The organism is Pseudoflavitalea sp. G-6-1-2 (assembly GCF_012927185.1).
In the GTDB taxonomy this organism is placed as follows: domain Bacteria; phylum Bacteroidota; class Bacteroidia; order Chitinophagales; family Chitinophagaceae; genus Pseudobacter.
This window is the reverse complement of record NZ_JABBGB010000003.1, coordinates 1,652,476-1,676,173: the sequence shown is the minus strand read 5'-3', so window position 1 is coordinate 1,676,173 and position 23,698 is coordinate 1,652,476. Positions and strand designations below refer to the sequence as shown.

20 protein-coding genes are annotated in these 23,698 nt (G+C 46.5%); 13 read left to right on the top strand and 7 right to left on the bottom strand.

The window, feature by feature from the left end; translation table 11 throughout:
* Nucleotides 1-102: 102 nt before the first annotated feature.
* Nucleotides 103-1,239: a hypothetical protein gene (locus tag HHL16_RS24035; protein WP_169427877.1), complete on the top strand. Its 1,137-nt coding sequence runs from the start codon at nucleotides 103-105 to the stop codon at nucleotides 1,237-1,239.
* A 14-nt stretch (nucleotides 1,240-1,253) separates the two neighbouring features.
* Here the strand turns inward: HHL16_RS24035 and folP are convergent, their stop codons facing one another.
* Entirely contained in the window at nucleotides 1,254-2,078 is an 825-nt protein-coding gene (gene folP / locus HHL16_RS24030; protein WP_169427876.1) for a dihydropteroate synthase, read from the bottom strand.
* A gap of 6 nt (nucleotides 2,079-2,084) precedes the next feature.
* On the opposite strand from folP, the gene HHL16_RS24025 reads away from it, so the two are divergent.
* From HHL16_RS24025 to HHL16_RS24015, 3 genes are all read left to right on the top strand, one after another.
* Complete coding sequence (locus HHL16_RS24025) at nucleotides 2,085-2,672, top strand: DUF1599 domain-containing protein (RefSeq protein ID WP_169427875.1); 588 nt, start codon at nucleotides 2,085-2,087, stop codon at nucleotides 2,670-2,672.
* Nucleotides 2,673-2,746: 74 nt separating this feature from the next.
* Entirely contained in the window at nucleotides 2,747-3,913 is a 1,167-nt protein-coding gene (locus HHL16_RS24020; protein ID WP_169427874.1) for a BT_3928 family protein, read from the top strand.
* 39 nt (nucleotides 3,914-3,952) lie between these two features.
* Complete coding sequence (locus HHL16_RS24015) at nucleotides 3,953-5,002, top strand: ABC transporter permease (protein ID WP_169427873.1); 1,050 nt, start codon at nucleotides 3,953-3,955, stop codon at nucleotides 5,000-5,002.
* A gap of 119 nt (nucleotides 5,003-5,121) precedes the next feature.
* On the opposite strand, the gene HHL16_RS24010 is transcribed toward HHL16_RS24015, so the two are convergent.
* Nucleotides 5,122-5,403: a DUF721 domain-containing protein gene (locus HHL16_RS24010; protein WP_169427872.1), complete on the bottom strand. Its 282-nt coding sequence runs from the start codon at nucleotides 5,401-5,403 to the stop codon at nucleotides 5,122-5,124.
* A 40-nt stretch (nucleotides 5,404-5,443) separates the two neighbouring features.
* Nucleotides 5,444-6,529, bottom strand: coding sequence for a DNA replication and repair protein RecF (recF, locus tag HHL16_RS24005; RefSeq protein WP_169427871.1), 1,086 nt, complete (start codon nucleotides 6,527-6,529; stop codon nucleotides 5,444-5,446).
* A gap of 125 nt (nucleotides 6,530-6,654) precedes the next feature.
* Here recF and pdhA point away from each other — a divergent pair, with 125 nt between their 5' ends.
* From pdhA to HHL16_RS23980, 5 genes are all read left to right on the top strand, one after another.
* Complete coding sequence (gene pdhA, locus HHL16_RS24000) at nucleotides 6,655-7,650, top strand: pyruvate dehydrogenase (acetyl-transferring) E1 component subunit alpha (RefSeq protein WP_169427870.1); 996 nt, start codon at nucleotides 6,655-6,657, stop codon at nucleotides 7,648-7,650.
* 35 nt (nucleotides 7,651-7,685) lie between these two features.
* Nucleotides 7,686-8,393 (top strand): tetratricopeptide repeat protein, encoded by a 708-nt coding sequence (locus HHL16_RS23995; protein WP_169427869.1) that lies wholly within the window; start codon nucleotides 7,686-7,688, stop codon nucleotides 8,391-8,393.
* A 12-nt stretch (nucleotides 8,394-8,405) separates the two neighbouring features.
* Nucleotides 8,406-8,906 (top strand): 6,7-dimethyl-8-ribityllumazine synthase, encoded by a 501-nt coding sequence (ribH, locus tag HHL16_RS23990; RefSeq protein WP_169427868.1) that lies wholly within the window; start codon nucleotides 8,406-8,408, stop codon nucleotides 8,904-8,906.
* On the top strand, nucleotides 8,903-9,622 hold the full coding sequence (locus HHL16_RS23985; RefSeq protein WP_169427867.1) for a (Fe-S)-binding protein: 720 nt from the start codon (nucleotides 8,903-8,905) through the stop codon (nucleotides 9,620-9,622). The genes ribH and HHL16_RS23985 overlap by 4 nt, the downstream gene beginning before the upstream one ends.
* A gap of 90 nt (nucleotides 9,623-9,712) precedes the next feature.
* Nucleotides 9,713-12,319, top strand: coding sequence for a zinc-dependent metalloprotease (locus HHL16_RS23980; RefSeq protein ID WP_169427866.1), 2,607 nt, complete (start codon nucleotides 9,713-9,715; stop codon nucleotides 12,317-12,319).
* 96 nt (nucleotides 12,320-12,415) lie between these two features.
* Here HHL16_RS23980 and HHL16_RS23975 read toward each other — a convergent pair whose 3' ends face one another.
* Nucleotides 12,416-13,033 (bottom strand): response regulator transcription factor, encoded by a 618-nt coding sequence (locus HHL16_RS23975; RefSeq protein ID WP_169427865.1) that lies wholly within the window; start codon nucleotides 13,031-13,033, stop codon nucleotides 12,416-12,418.
* A gap of 23 nt (nucleotides 13,034-13,056) precedes the next feature.
* Nucleotides 13,057-15,024, bottom strand: a complete 1,968-nt coding sequence (locus HHL16_RS23970) for a tetratricopeptide repeat protein (protein WP_169427864.1) — start codon at nucleotides 15,022-15,024, stop codon at nucleotides 13,057-13,059.
* 179 nt (nucleotides 15,025-15,203) lie between these two features.
* Here HHL16_RS23970 and HHL16_RS23965 point away from each other — a divergent pair, with 179 nt between their 5' ends.
* From HHL16_RS23965 to HHL16_RS23955, 3 genes are all read left to right on the top strand, one after another.
* Nucleotides 15,204-15,824, top strand: coding sequence for a hypothetical protein (locus HHL16_RS23965; protein ID WP_169427863.1), 621 nt, complete (start codon nucleotides 15,204-15,206; stop codon nucleotides 15,822-15,824).
* Between the two features lie 22 nt (nucleotides 15,825-15,846).
* The gene (locus HHL16_RS23960) at nucleotides 15,847-16,932 is read left to right on the top strand and encodes a hypothetical protein (protein ID WP_169427862.1); all 1,086 of its coding nucleotides are present in this window, start codon (nucleotides 15,847-15,849) and stop codon (nucleotides 16,930-16,932) included.
* A 66-nt stretch (nucleotides 16,933-16,998) separates the two neighbouring features.
* The gene (locus HHL16_RS23955; RefSeq protein ID WP_169427861.1) at nucleotides 16,999-18,297 is read left to right on the top strand and encodes a hypothetical protein; all 1,299 of its coding nucleotides are present in this window, start codon (nucleotides 16,999-17,001) and stop codon (nucleotides 18,295-18,297) included.
* A 473-nt stretch (nucleotides 18,298-18,770) separates the two neighbouring features.
* On the opposite strand, the gene HHL16_RS23950 is transcribed toward HHL16_RS23955, so the two are convergent.
* Nucleotides 18,771-20,186 carry an MAC/perforin domain-containing protein gene (locus HHL16_RS23950; protein WP_169427860.1) on the bottom strand — a complete coding sequence of 472 codons (1,416 nt, stop codon included), beginning with the start codon at nucleotides 20,184-20,186 and terminating at the stop codon, nucleotides 18,771-18,773.
* Nucleotides 20,187-21,037: 851 nt separating this feature from the next.
* Complete coding sequence (locus HHL16_RS23945; RefSeq protein WP_169427859.1) at nucleotides 21,038-22,558, bottom strand: TROVE domain-containing protein; 1,521 nt, start codon at nucleotides 22,556-22,558, stop codon at nucleotides 21,038-21,040.
* A 102-nt stretch (nucleotides 22,559-22,660) separates the two neighbouring features.
* On the opposite strand from HHL16_RS23945, the gene HHL16_RS23940 reads away from it, so the two are divergent.
* Nucleotides 22,661-23,680, top strand: a complete 1,020-nt coding sequence (locus HHL16_RS23940; protein ID WP_169427858.1) for a WYL domain-containing protein — start codon at nucleotides 22,661-22,663, stop codon at nucleotides 23,678-23,680.
* Nucleotides 23,681-23,698 lie beyond the last annotated feature (18 nt).

Here is a 23,698-nt window from a genome sequence, read left to right as displayed (position 1 = left end):
AAATAAAAAGCGGTTGCATCCAAAAGGTGCAGCCGCTTTTGTTTTGATTGAAAGCTGAAATTGGTATCTTGGCGTATTATTCAGACCTCATCTTATCGGATTATGCTGTTTCGTTTTTTGTTGTTTATTTTTCTGCTTGGTAACACTATCATTTCTTCTGCACAGGTCGCAAATATTTCAGCCAGTTCCCGCGTACTCTATGTAGTGGATTCACTGCCGGTAACCGATCATTTTTTCAACAGCGAATTCATTCCGTCTGAAGTAGCAAGCATGCATGTGTTGCAGGCTCCGGCAATAAAAACTTATCCAACCTATAGAAAGTACGACAGCGTTGTGTTCTTGTTTTCCCGCTCATATATGCAAAGACCCGATTCGCTGAAACATATACCTGCACTGCAACAGCTGAATCATATCGGCGGCCGGTATTATCGCAACGGCCAGCCTTATACTGGAAAAGCCGCCAGTTTTTTCATGGATGGAACTCTCAGGCATTCCGGATATATCACGGATGGATTAATGACGGGCGAACATATTTTTGGGCAGTGGGGAGGAACCACTTCCTTCACCACCTATACCTACGACAAGCACAACAATATGCAGAATGTTTCAGTAGATTCTGCTGGCCGGATGCTCGGCCGAATGAGAAAAGAAGACAATGAATTGATGCTATGGGAAAAATATTTTCCTAATGGACAGGTGATGTTCCGAACCGAAAAGAAAGGCAATAAGAAAATCCATACAAGCTATACTTCGTCGGGGCTTATGACAGACTCTACAGTGTATGATCTCCGAAAAAAGAAAAGTCCTTATGTGGCCCCGGCTTTGGAAGCATACAGGTCACTCATACGGAACAAGGAATTTCAAAAGGCGCTGGAAACATATCCGGGATTACCTGAAACCTGGTGGCGAATGGCTTTGTCAGAAACTGAAAAACTCAACTTCAGTACAGCGCTGGTGTATCTCGATTCTTCCATAAAACTGGAGCCGCTTGATCCAATTTTGTTCATGATGCGGGCGGAAACACGGCTACTTCAGTACACCTGTAAAAGTGATACCAGCTACTGTAAGGCAGATAAAAAATTCTATGAGTTTCTGAATACTGCGCCGAAGCTGCACATCAGCATGGAAGACAGAAAGAAGATACTGGCGGACCTGGATGGATGCAGAGAATACCGGTATGTTCACAGAAACCATATGATCATTTTCCGGTATGCCGAATCTGCGGCTTTCAGAGAATAGATGAGGGGAGAGGATCATCCCTGATACAACTCAAACAACTTCACCGCCTCCACGGCTTCCTTTACATCATGCACGCGAAGAATGGCGGCTCCATTCATCAGCCCCATGGTGTTCAGCACCGTTGTGCCGTTCAGCGCTTCTTCAGGAGTAATATCCAGTGAGCGCCAGATAACCGATTTCCTCGAAACACCGAGCAGCACAGGCTTTCCGAGTTTACTGAATACATCGAGGTTTCGGATCAGTTCAAAATTATGTGCGGTTGTTTTTCCGAAACCGATGCCGGGATCGAGAATAACATCATGAATACCCGCCTTACGGCAATCTTCCATTTTGCGGATAAAATAATCGAGCACTTCGCGGGTAACATCCTCGTATGCCGGTTGCTGTTGCATGGTATTGGGGTTGCCCTGCATGTGCATGCAGATATAGGGCACGCGCAACCCAGCTACAGTGGGCAACATTTGCTGGTCCATATCGCCACTGCTGATATCATTTACGATACCTGCGCCTGCACGAACAGCCGCCACCGCCACTGCGGACTGATACGTATCGATAGAGATCACCGTTCCGGGAAATGACCGGAGGATATTTTCAATGGCGGGAACCACACGATCAGTTTCTTCCTGCACAGAAACGCGTTCACTGCCGGGGCGGGTGCTTTGTCCACCTATATCGAGTATGGTGGCTCCCTGCTGCAACATGCACTCCGCCTGCATTACCACCGCATCGCCGGCCATCCGGCTATCACTGTAAAAGCTATCGGGCGTTACATTGATGATGCCCATCACCACCGGTTTTTCCACAACAAGTATTCTGCCTGAACAATTCAGCGTAAACATTAGCGTATGTTCGTTATTTTTGGCCCCAAAGGTACCATCATTCTTACTATGACCAATCAGCAATACGACGAAGTAGTTAACGCCTGCAGGGATATTTTTCTGAAGAAAACACGCGATTACGGCACCAGCTGGCGGGTACTGCGCCCCATCAGCATCATGGACCAGATATTCATCAAGGCGCAGCGCATCCGTACCATACAGGAAAAAAAGACCCAGAAAGTAGGAGAGGATATCACCGGCGAATTCAAGGCCATGGTAAACTATGGTATCATCGGCCTCATTCAGCTCGATCTGAAAGACGCTGTGGTAGAAGACCTGCCGATTGCTGAAGTAGAAAAATTGTATGATGCCAAAGCTGCATTCACCAGAGAAGTGATGCTCGCCAAAAACCACGATTATGGCGAAGCCTGGCGCGCACTCAGCCAGGAAAGCTTTACAGACCTCATTCTCACCAAACTCATGCGCATCCGCCAGATTCTGCAGAACGATGGCAAAACCATCATCAGCGAAGGCATCGATGCCAATTATGTAGATATCATCAATTATTCCATATTTGCCCTCATCCTTATCGGTGAAGGCAAACATCAGGGCTGAGACCATACTATTCAGCACTGATTTTCGTTCCATATCTCAACCGATCCGCCCCATCACTGAAAATTTCTATAGCAATGAAAACCTTCCTGAACATTTGCCGAATTATCGTAGGAGTACTATTTATTTTCTCAGGACTTGTAAAGGCCAATGATCCGCTCGGACTCAGCTACAAAATGCAGGAGTTCTTCGAGATCTGGAACCTGCATGCCCTGAACGATTACACATTGGCTTTCTCCATTCTCATGATCACCTTCGAGATCGTTGCAGGAGTGGCTGTACTCGTAGGTTGGCAGATGCGTTTGTTCAGCTGGTTGCTGCTGCTGCTGATTCTGTTCTTCACCTTCCTTACCGGCTATGCAGTTTTCTCCGGTAAAGTGAAAGAATGCGGATGCTTCGGGGATTGTATTCCGCTCACGGCAGACCAAAGCTTTATGAAAGATCTCTTTTTGCTGGTACTGATCGGCGTGATCTTTATCAGCCGGAATAAAATAAAACCCATACTCAATGCCAGAGCCAGCCTGCTGATTCTGTTCTTCTCTACCGTATTCACCATTGCCTTTCAGTTTCATGTGATGGCGCATCTGCCAACAGTGGATTGCCTCCCTTACAAAATCGGCAAGAGCATTCCAGAAGGAATGAAACCGCCTGCGGGCTCCATTCCGGACAGCACAGTGATCACTTTCGTATACAAGAAGGCTGGAAACGATATCGAGTTCACAGCCGATAATTTCCCTGAAGATTTCGACGACAGCCTCTATACTTTTGTAAAACGATACGACAAGATCGTGCGCAAAGGCAATGCTTCTCCGAAGATCAAAGACTTCTTACTGAAAACGTATTACAACAACGATACTACACAAGCGCTGCTGAGTGAAGACCGTTATCAGCTCTATCTCTTTGTGAAGAACGATTACAAAACCGGCACATGGCCCGGCATCATGAGCATGGTGATGAAATCGGCAAACGACAAGAACATTTCAGGATTCCTGGTAACCAGCATACCATTTGAAACACTGATCGCAACGCCGCTGCCTGTATTCACGGTAATGACGCCGCTGGCCTGTGATGCAGTTGCCATCAAAACCGCTGCCAGAGCCAATCCTACGCTTTTCCTGATCAAGAATGGCATCATCCTCAACAAATGGGGATATACCGATTTCGACAGAGCACTGAAAACGGTGCAGGAACTGCCGGCGCAAAGTCCTGCAACACCACTTCCGGAAATGCCTCCGGCAATCTAATTTCAGGTGCCGGCTAACTAACGCAGTAAATAATAAAGCATGATCAGATACATCACCAAACGCATACTCTACGGCATTCTCGTGATGCTCGGCGTGGTAGTGGTGGTGTTCTTTCTTTTCCAGGGCTTCGGAGATCCAAGCCGGTTGGTGATGGGTCAGCGTGCAGATGCATCCACGCAGGAGAACATCCGTAAAGAACTGTATCTCGATCAGCCTAAATGGAAACAGTTTGTGCTTTATCTCAATGATATTTCTCCCATCGCCATACACTCGAAAGAAAGCATCCAACAAAAGAATCTGAGAGGCATCTTTATCGGAGGAGAAACCAAATTTGCACTGAAGGTTCCATATCTCCGAAGATCTTATCAAACCAAGAAAGATGTATGGACGCTTTTGATGGAAGCCCTTCCCGGCACCATCATTCTCGCCATTGCAGCGATGGTATTGGCCATACTGCTCGGCATTCCGCTCGGCATACTGGCAGCTGTGAAAAAGAATACGTGGATGGATACCAGCGCCATCTTCACGAGTGTTCTCGGCATATCCGCTCCATCGTTTTTCATGGGCATTGTGGTGGCGTATGTTTTCGGCTTTCTGCTCAGTGATTATACCGGACTGCATATGACCGGCAGCTGGTTCGACATCGATGAAGTAACAGGCGAAAGATACTGGAGCATGCAGAACCTGATTCTGCCTGCATTTACGCTGGGAATAAGGCCACTGGCCATCATTACCCAGCTCACCAGAAGTTCCATGCTCGATGTGCTTACGCAGGATTATATCAGAACTGCCTACGCAAAGGGGCTCAGCAAACGCGTGGTGATCTGGCGCCATGGTCTCCGCAATGCACTCAACCCGGTGATCACCGCCATAACAGGATGGTTCGCCGAACTGCTCGCAGGCGCTTTCTTCGTAGAATATATTTTCGGATGGAAAGGCATCGGAAAGGTTACCGTTGATGCCCTGGAGAAATTAGATTTTCCTGTGGTGATGGGCTCCGTTCTGATCTCTTCTTTCTTCTTTATCGTGATCGGCATTCTCGCCGACCTGCTGTATGGGGTGGTAGATCCGCGCGTAAGGATCAGTTAACGCAGTTTTCTCATATGCTCAATTGGCCGATGCATCAGCATGATTATCTTCTTCAACTCATAAAGGCATAAAAAAATCCCGCAGGCGGGATCAATGATTTATCAAATCATTCAGCTCAATTATCTTATCACCACTTCTTTTACGGTGTTTTCTCCGAGCGCTTCATTCACTCTTTCTCTGATCTGATCTTTCTGATACAGCAGTTCCTGTTTCAATGGAGCCACATTTGTGTTGATATAAAGAGTGCCTCCGTAGATCTGAATCTTTTCTGTGTATTTGGCAATTGTTTTACCCATGATCTGCTCCCACACATCTTCGATCTGCAATGCCTGCATAGAGCCTTTCATCCGACTGTGCCTCATGAAATGTTTGAGCGCATCGCCCATTGAATATTCACCCATATTGTTCGCTTGAAACACAAAGGTAATCAATTGATGAATCTTACTGCAATGAAATTACCTGATAAGGTTGGTTGAGTGCATCGAAGTGGCCACGGATACGGTCTTCGTGCGTATCCGTCAAAAAAATCTGACCGTCGTTTTGTACGCATACCCAGGCGAGGAGATTGTGCATGCGTTGTTCATCGAGCTTTTCGAACACATCGTCGAGCAGCAGGAGAGGAGCGAAGCCCTTGTGTTTTTTCAGCAGTTCAAACTCTGCAAGCTTGAGTGCGAAGAGTAGGCTTTTCCGTTGCCCCTGTGATGCCAGATTTTTGAAGGATTGTTTCTTCAGCTGCAGATCGATGTTATCGCGATGCGGTCCTGCGTTTGTACGTTGCAGTAATACATCCTTTTGCCTGTTCCGCTGCAACAATTCAGCGAATGGATGTTGCAGTAACTGGCTTTCGTATTCGATCTCCAGTTCTTCATCGGTGGAGGCGATCTGTTTGTAAAAACTGATCACCGAAGGGATCAGTTCTTTCAGAAATTCTGCACGTTTGCTGAAGATGTATTCGCCGTATTGCACCAGCTGCTGATCGTATACATCGAGCAGACTGGTATCACGGATATTTTTTTCTGCCATCGATTTGAGGTAACCGTTGCGCTGCTGCAATACACGGTTGTAATCGATGAGGTGTTGCAGGTATTGACTGTCGAGCTGGGAGAGGAGGGCATCGATGTAACGCCTTCTTTCTTCACTTCCTTCCATGATGATGCGGATATCATCCGGGGCGATGATCACACAGGGATAGCGGCCCACATGCTGTGCGAATTTTTCATAGAGTTCTCCTTCGAGATAAAACTCTTTTTTGCCGGTTTCGCGGAGGATGCACACGGCCTCTTCTTTCCGCCCGTTCAGCTCCATATTGGCTACCAGCCGGAACCCTGATGCTCCATGCTGCACATGAGCCCCGTCGGACCTGCCGAAATAGGATTTTGTGAAACAGCAATAATAAATAGCGTCGAGGAGGTTGGTTTTGCCCATACCATTGCGGCCGCAGATGCCTACGATGCGCTTATCGAAGGCAAATTCAGTACGGGCGTAGTTCTTGAACTGAAACAGCGATATGGAGTGGAGGAACAACAATCAGGTAAATTTACTGTACAGGTTATCAGCGTTTAGCAAGCTTCCGGCACCGGAAGAAAGCGAATTGCAAATATTGGTCATTTTTCCCTTTAACCCCTTATCTTTGCCCCTCAAATTTTTGTACTGTGGCCACTAAATTCTCAAAAGAAACTTATCTCTACTGGTACGAGCTGATGCAACTGATCCGTCAGTTTGAGCTGATGGCTGAGGAAAAATACAAGATGGAAGGGAAGATCCGCGGATTTTTCCATGCCTATGTAGGACAGGAAGCTATCGCTGCCGGTTGTATGACCGCTACCCGCCAGGAAGACCCTTTTATTACTGCATATCGCGATCACGGCCTTGGCCTTGCGAAAGGCATGAGCCCAGAATCGTGCATGGCAGAGCTCTATGGAAAAGCTACCGGATGTTCAAAAGGTAAAGGCGGAAGTATGCACTTCTTCGGAAAGGATGTATATTTCTTTGGCGGCCACGGCATTGTGGGCGCTCAGATCGGCACTGGTGCCGGACTGGCTTTTGCTGAAAAATACAAGGGAACCGACAATGTGTGCCTTACCTACTTCGGTGACGGCGCTGCTCGTCAGGGTATGCTCCATGAGACTTTCAACATGGCGATGACCTGGAAGCTCCCTGTGATCTTCATCTGTGAGAACAACAACTACGCCATGGGTACCTCAGTTGAGCGTACATCCAACGTAGTGGATATCTATAAACTGGCCGACGCTTACGAAATGCCTGCCGATTCAGTGGATGGCATGAGTGCAGAAGCCGTTCACGAAGCTGTAGCACGCGCGGTGAAAAGAGCTCGTGAAGGAGATGGTCCAACCCTGCTGGAGATCAAGACCTACCGCTATAAAGGTCACTCTATCTCCGATCCGCAGAAGTACCGTACCAAAGAAGAAGTGGAAGAATACAAACAGCGCGATCCTATTCAGCTGGTGAAAGACACCATTCTGAAGAACAAGTTCGCTACCGAAGCAGAACTGGATGCTATCGACAAGAGGGTAGGTGAAAAAGTGGATGCTTCCGTGAAATTCGCAGAAGAATCACCATGGCCAAACGACGATGAAGTGCTGAAAGATATCGTAACCCAACCCGATTATCCATTCATTGTGGACTAATTTCACTATTAAACAACCTAAACAATTCTTGCCTAATGGCTACTGAAGTAAAACAAACCGAACAACAAGCAGCGCCTGTACAAAAAACGGCAGAAGACAGATTTGCCAATTCTTTTGAAGGTTTCTGGAACAAGAACGGCAAAAAATTGTCAGCTGTTATACTGGTGGTTGCACTGCTGGTAGGTGGATATTTTGCTTATAACAAATTTGTGAAAGGACCTGAAAACGAAAAAGCCGGCAACGCTATGTGGAAGGCTGAAGAGAATTTCAGGAACGATTCTTTTGCACTGGCCCTCAATGGCGACGGTTCTGCTGCCAATCAGGGATTTTTGAAAGTGATCAACAAATATGGCGGCACCAAAACAGGTAACCTGGCTAAATTCTATGCCGGTGCATGTTACCTGCAACTGGGCGATTTCAACAACGCCGTAAAATACCTGAACGATTTTTCTACCACTTCTGATGCCGTGAACGTTCGCGCTTACGGTCTGCTCGGAGATGCTTACTCTGAACTGGGCAAAAAGAATGAGGCTATCGACAGCTACAGAAAGGCCAGCAGCGTTTTCCCTGACGATGCAGCTAATTCTGCTGAATACCTCTTCCGTGCTGCATTGCTCTCTTCCGATCTGGGTAAAACCAAAGAAGCTATCACCATGCTGCAGGAGCTGAAAGCAAAATTCCCCCTGACCCAAAGAGGTTATGAGGCCGATAAATATCTGGCCAAACTGGGTGAAACAAAATAGAACCATTACCATATGGCAGATGTAACTAATAGCAAGTTATTTCAAATAGATACAGGCATTCTCAGTAAGGATGCCTGTATCGTTATTGTGAAAACCGAATGGAATGCCGCAGTGATCGATGAACTCGAAAACGGCGCCATCCGCATTCTGAAAGAAAACGGCATCACGGATATCCGCACCATCACCGTTCCCGGCGCATTTGAAATTCCCTTCGGCGTTAAAGCCTACTGGGAAGCGAACAAAGCAAAGAGCAACAGGCCCTGTGCTTTCATTACACTGGGATGCGTGCTACGCGGCGATACACCACATTTCGAATATGTGTGCAGAGCTGTTACAGACGGCGTATTGCAGCTGAACCTGCAACTGCCCGTTCCCGTTATCTTTGGTGTACTCACCGTAGACAACCAGCTGCAGGCCGACGAACGCATTGGTGGCCGCCACGGACATAAAGGAGAAGAAGCAGCGATCACTGCGCTGAAGATGATGGTGTTCAACAATTCAATAAAAAAATGACAGTACAGCTTTTTATACCTTGCTTCATAGATCAGCTCTATCCCCAGACTGCCTTCAATATGATAAAGGTGCTGGAGAAAGCAGGCTGTACTGTTGAATACAATTCGAACCAAACCTGCTGCGGCCAACCCGCCTACAATGCAGGTTTCAGGGATGATGCAAAAGATGTCTGCTCCAAATTCCTGAAAGACTTCAGCGGAGCAGAATACATTGTAGCGCCCAGTGCATCCTGCACCGGGTTCGTTCGCAACTACTATCCCAAGATCTTCGACAACTCTTCGCACCACAACGAAGTGAAGGAGATGAAAGAAAGAACTTTCGAGTTCAGCGAGTTTCTGGTGAACGTGCTGAAGATCGAAAAATTCGGCGCATCCCTTCCGGTGAATGCTACTTATCATGATAGCTGTGCGGGTCTCCGCGAGTGCGGCATCAAAGAAGAACCGCGCCGCCTGCTCAGCCATGTAAAAGGTCTCCATCTGATGGAGATGAAAGACAACGAAACCTGCTGCGGATTCGGCGGTACATTTGCCGTGAAATTCGAAGCCATTTCTACCAGCATGGCCGATCAGAAAGTGAACAACGCCAGAGAGTCCGGCGCAGACACCATCATCTCCACCGATCACAGCTGCCTCATGCATATCGATGGGGTTATCCGCCACAAGGGACTTTCCATGAAGACCATGCATATCGCCGACGTACTTGCCAGCGGTTGGTGATACCGTTAGTGCAGTGACCATTTATCAAATTATTATCCTTTAATCTGGATATGATTTGTATATTCATCAGCACTAAAACGGCATCACACAATGAAAAAACTCCTACTGTTATTCGTGTTTTCGGGAACCGTGACGATTGTTTCCTATGCACAGGATAAGTCTAAAGCTGCCCCCGCTGCAGCTACGGATACAGCCAAAGCAAAAAAGCCCGCAGGCATTTCAGACAAAGTAAAAAGCAGCCGCAAAGTAGACGGCCTCTTCACCATCTATCAGGATACAGCCACCGGTAGTGTTCAGTTGTACATCAAAAAAAGCCAGCTCGGCAAAGAGTACATCTATCAAAGCTTTTCCATCAACGGACCTACCTCACTCTTTCTGCACCAGGGTATGCATCGCTCAACCTTTGTGTTTAAAGTGGAGAAATCGTTCGACAAGCTGGAGTTCTCTCAGCTGAATACCAATTTCTGGTATAACAAGAATGATGCAGTGAGCAAAACTGCCAATGTAGATAAACCCGAAGCTATTTTCCACGCAGAGAAAGTAAGCGGAGAAGATGGTGATGGTTATCTGATCAATGCAGACGCGCTGTTCATCAGCGAAAAGATGGATGCTGTTAAACCAAACTTCGGCCCAAGTCCGTTTGCCGCGATGCAGTTCAACCTGGGCAGCCTCAATCCCGGCAAATCGAAAGTGGCTGCGATCCGTTCTTTCCCGAACAATACCGATATAGTAGTGGATATGGCATACGACAATCCGTATACCATCAATTCCGGTGGTGCCGACATCACCGATGCCCGTTACGTGCGTGTACGCATTCAGCATACACTGATCGAAATGCCACAGAACGATTACAAACCAAGATATGACGATCCGCGTGTTGGTTACTTCACAGAAACCGTTACGGACCTCACTTCTACAAGTCCAACACCATACAAAGATCTGATCCATCGCTGGAACCTGAAGAAGAAAGATGCCAGTGCAGCCATCAGCGAGCCGGTTCAGCCACTCGTTTACTGGATCGAGAATACCACACCGGTTGAGTACCGCGAAGCTATTCTGGAAGCAGGTCACAAATGGAATGAAGCCTTCGAGAAAGCCGGCTACAAGAATGCCGTTCAGATGAAGATCATGCCAGACGATGCCACCTGGAGCCCCGACGATATCCGTTACAACGTAATCCGCTGGGTAGCTTCTGCACAGCCGCCTTACGGCGCTATCGGGCCCAGCTTCGTTAACCCAAGAACAGGAGAAATTCTCGGAGCCGACATCACTGTAGAATGGGCAACCGGCAGCGGCATGATCCGTCAGGATGAACTGTTCAACGGAGCAGCTTCATCAACCATGCAAAACAATCTCATCCATACATTCGGACAGCAAGATGAGGCTGAAATGCATATCCCCGGCATCAAACGCGAGCACCTCGCAACCTGCGCACTCGCTCAGGAACTGAAATCGCAGTTCATCGCAGCATCTACTTTCCTCGATGCAAACGACGCACCACCAGCTGAACTGAAAGTAATGCACAAACAGTTTCTCACTTACCTCATCATGCACGAGATGGGACACACACTGGGTCTCAATCACAACATGAAGGCAAGTCAGATGCTGAGCCCCGAAGAGATCAACAATACTGCTATCACCCATAAGATCGGTACCATGGGCTCTGTAATGGATTATCCAGCTGTGAACATCGCTGCCGATAAGAGCAAACAGGGCGATTACTACACCACCAAGGCTGGTCCTTATGATGTATGGGCTATCGAGTTCGGTTATACTGAATTCCCTGCAGGTCAGGAAGAAGCAGGACTGAACAAGATCCTCAGCCGCAGCAACGATCCGCAACTCACTTTCGGTAACGATGGTGATGATATGCGTTCTCCCGGTAAAGCAATGGACCCACGTGTGAACATCATGGATCACACAAACGACGCCATTGGCTATGCTGAAGAGCGTTTCAAGATCGTGAACACAGCTATTCCTAAACTGATCGGCAAATACTCAAAAAATGGTCAGTCGTATGCAGAGCTGAGAGCCCGTTACGGCAACATGCAAACGCAGCGCATCAACATGATCGCAGCAGTGAGCCGCTATATCGGTGGTGTGTATGTAGACAGAAGCTTCCCAGAGCAGAAGTCAACCAACAAACCATTTACTCCGGTTCCGCTGGCAACACAGAAAAAAGCCATGGATGTGCTCACCAAATATGTTTTTGCACCCAATGCATTCGATGCAGATGCGCAGATATTCCCTTACCTGCAGCCACAGCGTCGTGGATTCAATCAGAACCAGTCCGGTGATGATCCACGCACAACCATGACTGTACTGCAATTGCAGGCAGGCGGCGCACTGTCGCATATTCTGCATCCTGCCACATTGCAGCGTATCACCAACACCCGCCTGTATGGCAATCAGTACAGCGTAGCGGATGTAATGAGTGATCTGCAAAAGGGCATCTTCAGCGCAGACAATGCCACTAATGTGAATGTATATCGTCAGAACCTGCAGTCGCTCTTCGTAAGAGGCCTGGCTGCTATCACTGATTCTAAAGATTTTGATGATATCTCCAAAGCTGCGGCGTTGAATACACTGAAAAAGATCAAGGCTCAACTGGCAACAGCCGTTTCTACGAACGAAGAAACCAAAGCGCATCGCGGTGCGCTGACGCTGGTGATCAATAAAGCGCTGGATCCTAAATAAACAGATATGCGGAGTACGCTCCGGATACATACAATAGAAAGTCCCGGTAACATCGTTTACCGGGACTTTCTTTTTTTATTACATTGATCTGCTTCATTACAAAATCAGTCCCTGCCTGCTTGCCATACTGATAAGAATGGCAGTATTCTTGGCGCCGAATTTCTCCAGCAGGCTTTTTCTGTGTGTGTTCACTGTAGGTACGCTGATGAAAAGTTTCTCCGATATTTCTGCGTTGGTAAGTCCTTCTGCAATTAAAAGCAGCACCTCTTTTTCCCTTCGGGTGATCAGTGGCTGCGATTGTTTTGATTCTCTTAGCGACAGGGCAGCTTCAAAACTGAGATAGTTCTTACCTGCCGATACTACCTGAATGGCTTCCATCAGTTCTTCTTTGGTAGCATTTTTCAAAACGTATCCGGAGGCGCCGTTCTGCATCATATGCTGAATAACCGCCTGCTGATTAAACGTACTGAGGCCCAGGATCTGCAGGGCAGGGTATAATTCTTTCACTTCTTTGCACAAATCGATACCGCTTTTATCAGGCAGGTTTATATCCATCAGTACAACATCCGGCAGCTGTTGTTTCAGGAAACTCAGGCAGGAAGCGGCATTGGTGGCGTGGCCCATCCATTCGATATTATTTTCGTGCTGCAACAAAGAGCGGATGCCCTCTATTACCATGTAATGATCGTCGACGATGAATAATTTAGTTATCATGCAGCAGGTATTACAATGAATAGTCAGATCCCGATCTCAATCATCACAGAAGTGCCTTCATCGGGTTTTGAATGTACATCAATTTTCCCTTTCAGAAAGTCTACCCGGTTTTGAATGCTTCGCCAGCCAAGGCCGGCAGCATCTTTGAGCATATTTACATCGAGTCCTTTACCGTTATCTTCTACGGTAACAGCCAGCATTTTTTCCTGCACTGAATGATGCAATTGCACCAGCACACACTTTGCCTGCGCATGTTTTATGGCATTGTTCACCAGTTCCTGTACAACGCGGTAAATGGCAACACTGGTGGTTTGATCGATAGTTACGTTACCCATGCCTACGGATTGGTAATCTGCATGGATGGCTCCGCTGCGGTCTATTTCACTGCAGAACTCTTTCAAAGCTGTATCCAGACCGTATTTCACCAGTATTTCCGGCATCATATTGTGTGCTACACGTCGCATTTCTTTAATGGAGCTGTCGAGCATATCGATGCTGCGTCCGAATGCGCGGGCATTGTCGGGCGTCATTACCAGATTTTCTTTCATGTTGCTTAACGAAAATTTTATCCCGCTCAGCATGCCTCCCAATCCATCGTGAAGGTCTTTCGCCAGTCTGGTACGTTCCTGCTCTTCGCCTTTGAATACGGCTTCTGTGGCAGTCAGTTGTTTTTCAGTTTCCAGTTCATCGATTATTGCCTGCTGAAGTTTTTGGCGATGCCGGTAATTGCGGTAGGAGAGTAAAGAAATTATGAGTAGTGCTATTGCACTTCCTATCAGGATATAAATGAAAGTGCTTTTCTGACGGAGCTGAAGTTGCTGTATTTGTTTTTCATCCTGCAATGATTTTATTTCCCTGTCTTTTCCGGCAACCTTAAAACGGGTCTCCATCATGGAGATTTTGCTTTTGGTTTCGTCGGAGGAGATGCTGTCTGCGAGCTGAGTTTTCAGCTCCAGGTACCTGTAGGCATTGGCATAATCTTTCCGGAGCAGGTTCCATTTAGCGAGATTGTCGTAGGCATTGAGGCGGCCGAAGGGCATTTGATAAAGGATGGATTTGGCCAGCAGCGTATCGTTCATTGTTTTTGCCTGATCCAGCTCACCTGCATCGAGCAGCGATTTGATAAGCGGATCGAGCAGGCTAATCTGCTGATATTTATCATCGTTACCGATCCCAATCTGGTAGGCTGCTCTGAAATCGGCAATTGCCTGCGGATACTGCTTTTTGATTCTGCTGTTGCCACCGCGCAACTGATAGAACAAAGCCATGGCAATAACATCATTGGTTTCCGAAACCAGCGGTGCCGATTTTTTCAGCATGCTGTCTGCTTCCCTGTAATATTTGAGGTTGAAAAGTCTTTCGGCATAATTCAGATAACGCCTGGCAATGGACGCTTTATTTCCGCTTTTTTCCGCAGCGGCTATTGCTTTCTTGTCGTATTCAAATGCTTTTTCCGGTTGAGACAATGCTTCGTACACTACCGACAGACCGTTATATGCAGAAGCGATTATTTCCGGCTTGTACTTCTCCATTATTTCAGCGGCTTTCGTGTAATGATCGATGGCTTTGGAATAATCGCCCATTTTATAACTGTCTCCACCCAGATTATTATAGAGGTAAGCAATATTGATAGTGGCAGACAGACTGGTATCTTTTTGCAGCACCCGAATGGCTGTATCTCCATAAAGCGCAGATTCGGCGAAATCTCCTCTGTCTGAGTAATAGATCTGAAGGTAGATGTATCCTAACTGTATGCCTTTGGCGAAATTCAATTCTTTGCTGATGGATACTATCTCCTGCATAAAGGGGAGTGCCTGTGAAGTGTTGGTGTTAACGGCAGTGAGCACATAATCTACCAGCATGCTTACGCGCAGGGAATCGCGTTGCGGATGTTTGGCAATTACGGCTTTGATACTGTCCAGCTGAGTTGTCTGGGAAAACAACCGGGCAGATGCCATCAGCACCATCAAAATCAACAGTAATTTTTTCATTCTCTAATTTAAGGCATTTCAACTACTGCAAATAAAGGCCGATAACCGGGTATTTATACTCATCTTTTTTAATGATTTCCGGTTGGTTTTTTACAAAAAATCATCTTTTTGAATGATTGTTCCCGCTCTTCTGTCCATCTACTTTTGCAGCATACAAACAATCATGAAAATCTCCTGAAATGAAAGCATTCCTTTTTCTTCTGGCTATATCGGTAACCATGCATGTAGCTGCTCAGACAAAAGAAACCTATGGCATGTTCAGAAAAAGCGACGGCAGCAGAATCAAAGGCACGGTAAAGCTCAAAGGATTTGAAGATCAGATTTCCATCAGCAACTACACCGGAGGTTCCGACAACAGTGGTGCAATTGAGATTGAAGTACCTTCTGGCATTTACGTAGCAGAGTTCCGCAATCTGATGAACACAGTTTCCAATGGCAGCAAAGTAATTGCAGCGAGCCCCAAAACCATTGCTGAGCCTGCCACTATCAGAAAAGATGCAGGAGTAAGGCCATCGCCCACCATGCAAATGGAACCAGCCAAACCCAGGCTTGCAAGAGCAGAGATCTCTGTAACCGAAAATAATCCTCCGCAGTATCTCCATAGAACTGTCAGTCAGATTGTGCTGGAAGATCTGATCATAGAAAGCTGCACCGACAATGCCACAACTGGCACCACCCGCATCAAACTGAAAGGCAGCAGAATCGGATGGGTCTATTACAGCTTCGACAGCAAAGGCAACCGCCGATCGAATCAATCGGGCTGGAATACAGTCACCGGACAACAATGGAACAATTTTTAACAACACACGCTTAATAAATCAGATGAAACCACTAACACTTCTGCTTATGGTTACGCTGTTTGCATCGGATTCTTTTGCCCAGAAACAAACCTTTGATCTGTTGACTTACACTGTTCCCAAAGGATGGGATCAGCAAACAAGCAGCACGGGCGTACAGCTTTCGACAAAAGATCCCGGAAACGGGCAATATGCCGCTGCCGTGATTGTTGGTACAGTTGCAGCCATTGGAACATCTACAGAAAACTTCCATAACAACTGTGAAAAACTGGTGAAGGGAACAGTTACTGTACACGAAAAACCTGCCATGCAGGAGCCTCAGCGTGAAAACGGCTGGGACATCATTTCAGGTCAGGCAAACTATACAGATGGCAGCAATAAAGGACTGGTAACATTGATTACAGCCTCTGCCAACGGAAAAATGATCAGTGTGATTCTGCTGACCAATTCTGCCAATTATCAGGACGACCTGCTTTCGTTCATCAACTCAATTGAACTGGCGGCACCTCCGAAGAATGAAACAAAGCCACCTGCATCAGTTGCAACAGAGGGAAAAGATAAAACATCTGTAATCGGATTGTGGACAGACAATAACCTCGAAACTACCGGAAGTTTTGTAAATGGGATGCCACAATACACCGCAGGATACAGGAGAAAGGAATATGCATTTTATCCGGATGGCACTTATTTGTTTCGGACGAAACAATGGATAACCCTGATGAAAGAAATTCTGTACATATACGAAACCGGCACCTATTCTGTAAGCGGCGATCAGCTCACCATCATTCCCTCAAAAGGGCGCGGAGGGTGGTGGAGCAAATCACAGAACAATACAAAACTCTGGGGAAAGCTGGTAAAGGCAGCAGAATTTCCGCTGGAGAAAGTGACTTACTCTTTCGGGATCAAATATTATTCAGGCAGTCAACAATACGCGCTCATTCTCAGGTCCGGAAAAACTACTGCAAGGGATGGGGGCAGATCAAATGCACCCTCCGAAACAAATGAGTACAGTTATACATTCCGGGAAAAATCAGCATCGTTAATCGACAATCCTCCTGGTTTTAAAACAGGTTTTGAAAACAAACCGTTCACATCATCTGCACAACCATAGCAGGCAGTGCAGGGTGCATCATCCAGATCAGCTATCCTTCCTAATTCATTAAAATAGAACCCGGCAATGAAAAATCATCTTTTCATTTTTCTGATACTGCTTTGCAGTGATACATCCTTCGCTCAAAAGAACATGAGCAACGAACCCCCAGTGCCCTGCAATGGAGATGCAGACGGACTTCCGGGAAGATACACCGATCATACCAATCCCAAATATCCATCGAGCCTGAAAGGCAACACGCCGGATAAAGCAGCCATGATAAAGCAACTGATCGCACTGGAAAAAATTGAAGAGGCAAGCCGCAGCAATTTTCAGTTAACAGGATGCGTGGCCAGGGTGAGCTTCAGCGGTGGCGCAAAAAACAATTTCAGAGGCTACGCTCATTATGGATACGAATACCAGTTGGGAGTATATGAGAATGTATGTCATGTAACACAGCATATCGTAAAAACAGTGGATGAATACCGCACCGTGATGAGAGTAAACATCAATCCATTTCTTGTAAATGGAGGATACCTCACGCCTGCAGGAACCGGGGAGTTTTACATCGACAAAAGCATGACCGTACGTTATACATTTCCCATTGATGCAAAGCTGGGACCCGATTATTCCAAAGATCAACTGACTAAGCCAAGCCGCATCTCTCAATATATTTCAGAAGCAAATGTATTAGCCAACAGATCGGGGGATTACAAAAACAAACATGCCAATTTCTTACGATTCGTTTCCGGAGAAGGATATGTTGAAAACTGGATGAGTGGATCACAGTACGACAAACCATCTGCCAAAGGGTACAAGTGGATCGACAGGAGGTATCTCATTGTAAAACCAGGCATACCGGTATTGATACCCGTTTCACGAAAACAATTTCTGGAAGATCTGTTAGAGTACTTCGAAATTGAAAAAGTGAATTTTCAATTTAGTCACGAAGAGAAAATGAAAAATTATGCCGGAGACAACTCCGACCGTGCGAAAAAGGCGAGGATGGTGCTGGAGTCCGACAAATCTGCTTACGCACAATTGTATGAAGATAAAAAAGCGAAAGTAAAACAACTGCTCGCTGCTCAGCCAAACGAATGGCTGCAAAAACAGGCTGTAGTGCCTCTTAACAGCAGCACCTACGATGCTTATCAACGGCTGGCGGATATTGGCAGGTTCGGGGAGTATGAAGAAGAAAGAACAGCCGCGCTCTACATCTACAATCCCGCCTATTTCAGCAACAACACCGATCAGCCTGTGAAACCCGTATTGATGGAAGTGCAGTTTCGCTATGAAATTGCGGAGGGAAGAGGTTTTTCGGAAAGGCTGCTGAGCAATTTCGAGAAGAATTACAACATGAATGCATTGAGAAAAATGCTTCAATAGTTTACCTGTTTCCATTTGCAATATTGTCAATTATGAAGAGAATACTATTCATACCAATTGCCTTGATACTGTCTATGATTGTGTCGGCACAGTCAAAGAATCCATCTTCCGCAAAAGAAGTGCAGGACCGGATAACAATCGGTTCTGGAAATTTTACGACAATGGTGTTCCACTTTACAAATACAATGCGGAGTATTTCAAATCAGGATCAAAAACGCAGGCGAAACCACAATTGATCACAATTGCATTTCGATATGTTTCATTGCCATCATCGCTCAGATTGCTGGAGAACTTTACAGAGAAGTTCAATTTCGGCGCAGTGCGTTCGATGATAGAATAACGCAGTTATGGATACGGGGAAGCACAGAACGTTAAGTTGTGATCGGGGTGAAAGCAACGAGCGTTTATTTAGTGCAAATCAAGGTGAATGAGAAAGAGGATGCCGCTTTAACAGGGCATCCTCTTGAGTTTTACTACAATCTAACTCCATAAAAATTCACACCGAGATAGCGATAGCCATCGCGTTCATACGGATAGTCGTTCTTGTTGATAGTGTAAGTGTGATTGCCAATCACCGGGCTGTACCATACATGGATAGGAGAGGCGCCAGGTACCTGTGAAGGGTAAGCATAGAAGTTCACTCCCAGATAAACATATCCATCGCGCTCGTATGGGTAATCGTATTTGTTGATAGTGTAGGTATGATTGCCGATTACCGGGCTGAACCACACATGCACAGGAACCGTGCCATCGACCTGAGAAGCGAATGCGCCAAAATTTACACCCAGATAAGTATAGCCATTGCTTTCATAAGGCCAGTCGTTTCTGTTGACCGTGTAAGTGTGATTGCCATCGCGTGAGCTATAGAACACATGAACAGGAACAGGCGTTACCACCACCTGATTGTCTTTCAGGTATTGTTCGATATAAGATTTCACTGCCTGTTTCTTTGCAGCATCAGCGATCAGCTCCCAGAGATAAATGATGCCGCCCTGCGGAATTTCGATCAGTTCAGAATTGGCGAGTGTAGCGCTGTTCTGCCAGGGTTGAATATTCACTGTTGGGCTGTTGTTGCCTACGGGAAGCTGCCCTACGAGACTTTGCGAAGGATCACCACCATAGGTTTTGAAGTGCAGAGACTGAGAGAAGCTTTTTGCAGTATTGCTGGTACTGTCTTCATACCCGGTTGAAATATTGAAGATCTTTTTCAGTCCGAAGCCAACACCTGCTTTGCCTGCTCTCGCTCTGAATTCTCCGCTCTCGAAAGATTCGGAACGATAGAGCACCTGCAGTTTTGCTCCGAGAATGATATCGCTCAGCACATGGGTACCGTAAGCAGCAACGAGCGCCTGCGGGCTAAGGGTCTGCACATCCTGCACAAAGCTGGCATGAAGATATTGTTTCAGCAGATCGAGTGTAGCATTCAGTTTCACGCGTTTCTGCTGAATAACCAGGTTGTAGCTGCTGTACAGATACTTTGAAGAAAAAGACTCGGACCCGGTGTAGGAACCGCTGATGTTTCCTTTGAACAATCCGTAGGAGAAATCGGCGGAGACTCTGGCGCTCACACGTTTCAGGTAAGATTGTGCATTCTCGCCGGAGATGATGTAACCTTCCTGACGGGAGGAGAGATCCCATTCAACGCGGGTAGGCTGTGCAGCTTTCAGTTTTGCGACATCGATCACTGCAAATTTAGAAGCGCTTGAGTTGGCGTATTCGCCGGTGATATCATAACCATAACCGAGCAGATCGTTCTGACCGTCACCTGCCGAATTAGGGTGTAGTACGGGTTTGCTGGTCTCTTCACCAGCCGGCTCCGGGGCCACTTGTTTTTTACAGGCCGAAGCCAATACCAACAACAAAAGACTAAGGCTGAAAATTCTCTTCATACAAAAGGTTTACAATTGAATAAATATAAGAACAGGCATGAGGGATCCTCACGGCCACACATGCCGGGATAAACTGATGGCTATGCAATAGGAAGCCTACAGCTGATTACCGTTGATGGAGATCACAATTGTTGTATGAACTGTAAAAGTTGATGGCCGGCCTTTAACTCAGGCCGGATGAGGGTGCAGAGGGATGAGTTTCTAAAATAAACATCTTTTGTACTCCCGCAAAAAAAACTTAGACGTAAACGTTATATTTTGTGGAATTCCGTATCGACGGTGCGGGTATGCTTCAACGTTGTAGTTTTTCATGAGATACCCGAATAAAAAAGCCGGTCAATAAATTGACCGGCTACAAAAACATCAACAGGGTAACCTGGCGAAAAGAGCGCTTATTTCAATTGCTCTACCAACTGAGCTATCTCACTTGCGCGAGAGCCAGACTCGAACTGGCGTCCATAGATTACGAAGTATCTCTTTTCTACGACACCTGTTGAATAAATTGAAAATACTAACCATCTAAAAAATCAATTATGAACGAGCAACAGGCAGCAGGGAAATTGATGGCGGGAATCGAACCCGCAGCATTCCGGTTTCCCGGAACATTCTAACCAGTTGAATTACGAAGTATCCCTTGCTTAACGGCATCATTCAAAGATTTTGAAAGGGTAGAAGAGCGGACAGTGACCATTATTTAAGCTATCGCGCTTGCGCGTGAGCCGGGGTTGAACCAGCACCTGCATGGCAATTGCGCATGCCGCTCGACCGAAGTAACACTATCCTACGACACCTTTCAATAAATTCAAGGAGTAACAGGCAGCCCGGCCATCCGGGACTGCTTGCTGAATATGTCAGAACTCTATTTGATTGATAACATCGATGGCAGAGCCTCCGTTCTCGATGGAATGCAGCACGTTGAAGACCTTATCGCTCCAGCCTGCAATCAGAAATACATCATCACGCAATACATTCAGAGGAGTGCTTCCCAATCCTGCCAGATCGAACAGGTACAGCTTTGCATCGGGAGCCAACTTCTTATATTGCTTCCAAATGGCAGCAAGAGAATCGTTGGTTTGATTGCTGTTCCATAACTGACAATCGGTAAAGATCATTACTTTGTCTGCGATCTTTCTTCTGTTCAACAGATCCTGAATTACCAGATAACCGTTGGTGCTGTATCCCACTTCATTGGCACGTCTGTAGAACTCCTGCACATTGGACAGGATATTTTTCCGGGGAATGCTGATCGTCTTCCACTTATCTCCAAAAATACCGGCGATTACATTTTCGCAGCGGCTTTGTAGCAGCATGGCCAGCATCAGTCCGATATCATAGTTTTTCACTTTGCTCTTAGGGCTGATGGGTGTCTGCATACTTCCGCTTACATCGGCTGCAATCACCACGCGCGTATCGGCATCATACCCTTCGATATTGCGCGCGCTGCACAGTACAGCGTCTTCCAATGCATCCAGAACTTTACCTATCCGGCCATCCTGCACATCTTTCAGTTCACGATAAGCGCTCAGGAAACGGAAGGGGAGTTGTCTGCTCCTGGCTACCGCATTTTCGTCGGATAGAAATTCGCAAACCTTGTTCAATGCTTCACTGCTCACTTCTGCTTCAAGAATATTCCGCAGGTTACGCAAAGTGGCCATATAACCCAGCTTGTTGCTGAAGATCAGCTCTTCCCACTTGTCACGAAAGGCTTGCTGCTTTTCTGCTGCATTGGCATAGGATTGCTGTCCCAACCGGCTCAGTTCCACTTCCCATGTGTAGGGCGCCTGCAATTCGTCTTTGATTATTTTATTGAACAATGTCTGTTGTGCTTCATCCTTTGCTTTTGGGTGAACCAGAAACAGGGCATCCCTTAATTTAACCTGAGCATCACGGTTATACTTAGCAAACTGATATTCGTCGAAACGGTTGAAGGCTATGGACAATCCTTTTTGCAATTGCTTGCTCAGTTTGTTCAGTTGCTTCATTTCTGTACGCCCGTTCGATTGTGCGTAGCAGGCCAGCATTTCGGTGATCTCATCTGCACGCTGCACGGTTCTGCCTACCATTTTACTCACCAGATTATCGCCGTTGTGATGTTTTGCCAGTTCAACTGCCAGTACCTGAGGTACAATGCGCAGGTTCATCTGTTCACGCACATAGATGGCCAGGCGGGCTACGAAGCCTGCATCGTTTTGGGCAATCAGTTCACGGATTCTTTGCAGACGGGTATCGGCCTTTTCGTAAAACTGATCGTTCAGTCCGGCAGTTGCCACTGCTGCATACAACTCAAGCTGGGGTGTCAGCACCCAGGCTTTTTCACCCGCATGGCTCACAGTTTCTCTGTTTTTTCTTCCCAGTTTAAGATTGAATTTCATGATGTGTTCCGTTTGATTTGATAACACAAAGCTGCAAACGCACTGTGCAGTCTTTTTGCACAGTAAAAAATAATTCGCTTTTTTTACAAAAAAACCTGTTTTATGCCCGTAAACCGCAATGCGCTGATCAGGTATCGCACCATCGATAAATGCCTGCAGAACCGTCGCCGAAAATGGACCATCGAAGACCTCATCGATGCCTGCAATGCAGCCCTGTACGAGTTTGAGGGTATCGAAAAAGGAGTGAGCATGCGTACCATACGCCTCGATCTCAATGCCATGAGAAGCGACAAACTCGGCTATAATGCACCCATCATTGTAACCGATAAGAAATATTACAGTTATGAAGATGCCACTTACTCCATCACCAATATTCCGCTAACGCCGCAGGATCTGAATGTTTTGCAGGAAGTGTCGCAGCTGCTTAGGCAGTTCAGAGGATTCAGTCATTTCAACGAAGTGAATGAGATGATCCAGAAGCTCGAAGACAAGATCTATACAGAACAGCATCAGCAGGTATCTGTGATAGATTTCGAGAAGAATGAATTGCTTACCGGCATGCAATGGCTCGATGTGATCTACAAAGCCATCGTATCCAGAACAACACTGAAGGTAGGGTATCAGTCGTTCAAAGCCCGTTCAGCCGGTGACATTATCTTTTATCCTTACCTACTTAAAGAATACCGCAATCGCTGGTTTCTGTTGGGGATGAAAAATAAAGGGAAGGAGATAATGATACTTGCACTGGATCGCATCAGACAGATCGATTACCTGAAAGACCTGTTTCAGGAACCAAAGAATTTCGATGCCCACGAATACTTTGCACCGATTGTAGGTGTAACCAGAAATGCAGGAGCACTGCCCGTTGTTATTGAGTTCTGGGTGGATGCATACAATGCGCCTTATGTGAAAACCAAACCGATCCATGCATCACAACAGGTGTTGGGAGATGTTAAGGGTGGTACGAATTTCAGCATTGAAGTGATTCCGAATTTTGAGCTGGAGCGGGAGTTGATGGGGTTTGGAGAAGGTTTGAAGGTATTGTCTCCGAACAATCTGGTGCGGCGCATCAGAAAGAAAGTGAATGATATGCATGCTTTGTATCAGTATGGTACTGAGTAAATACAATCCGATGCATAA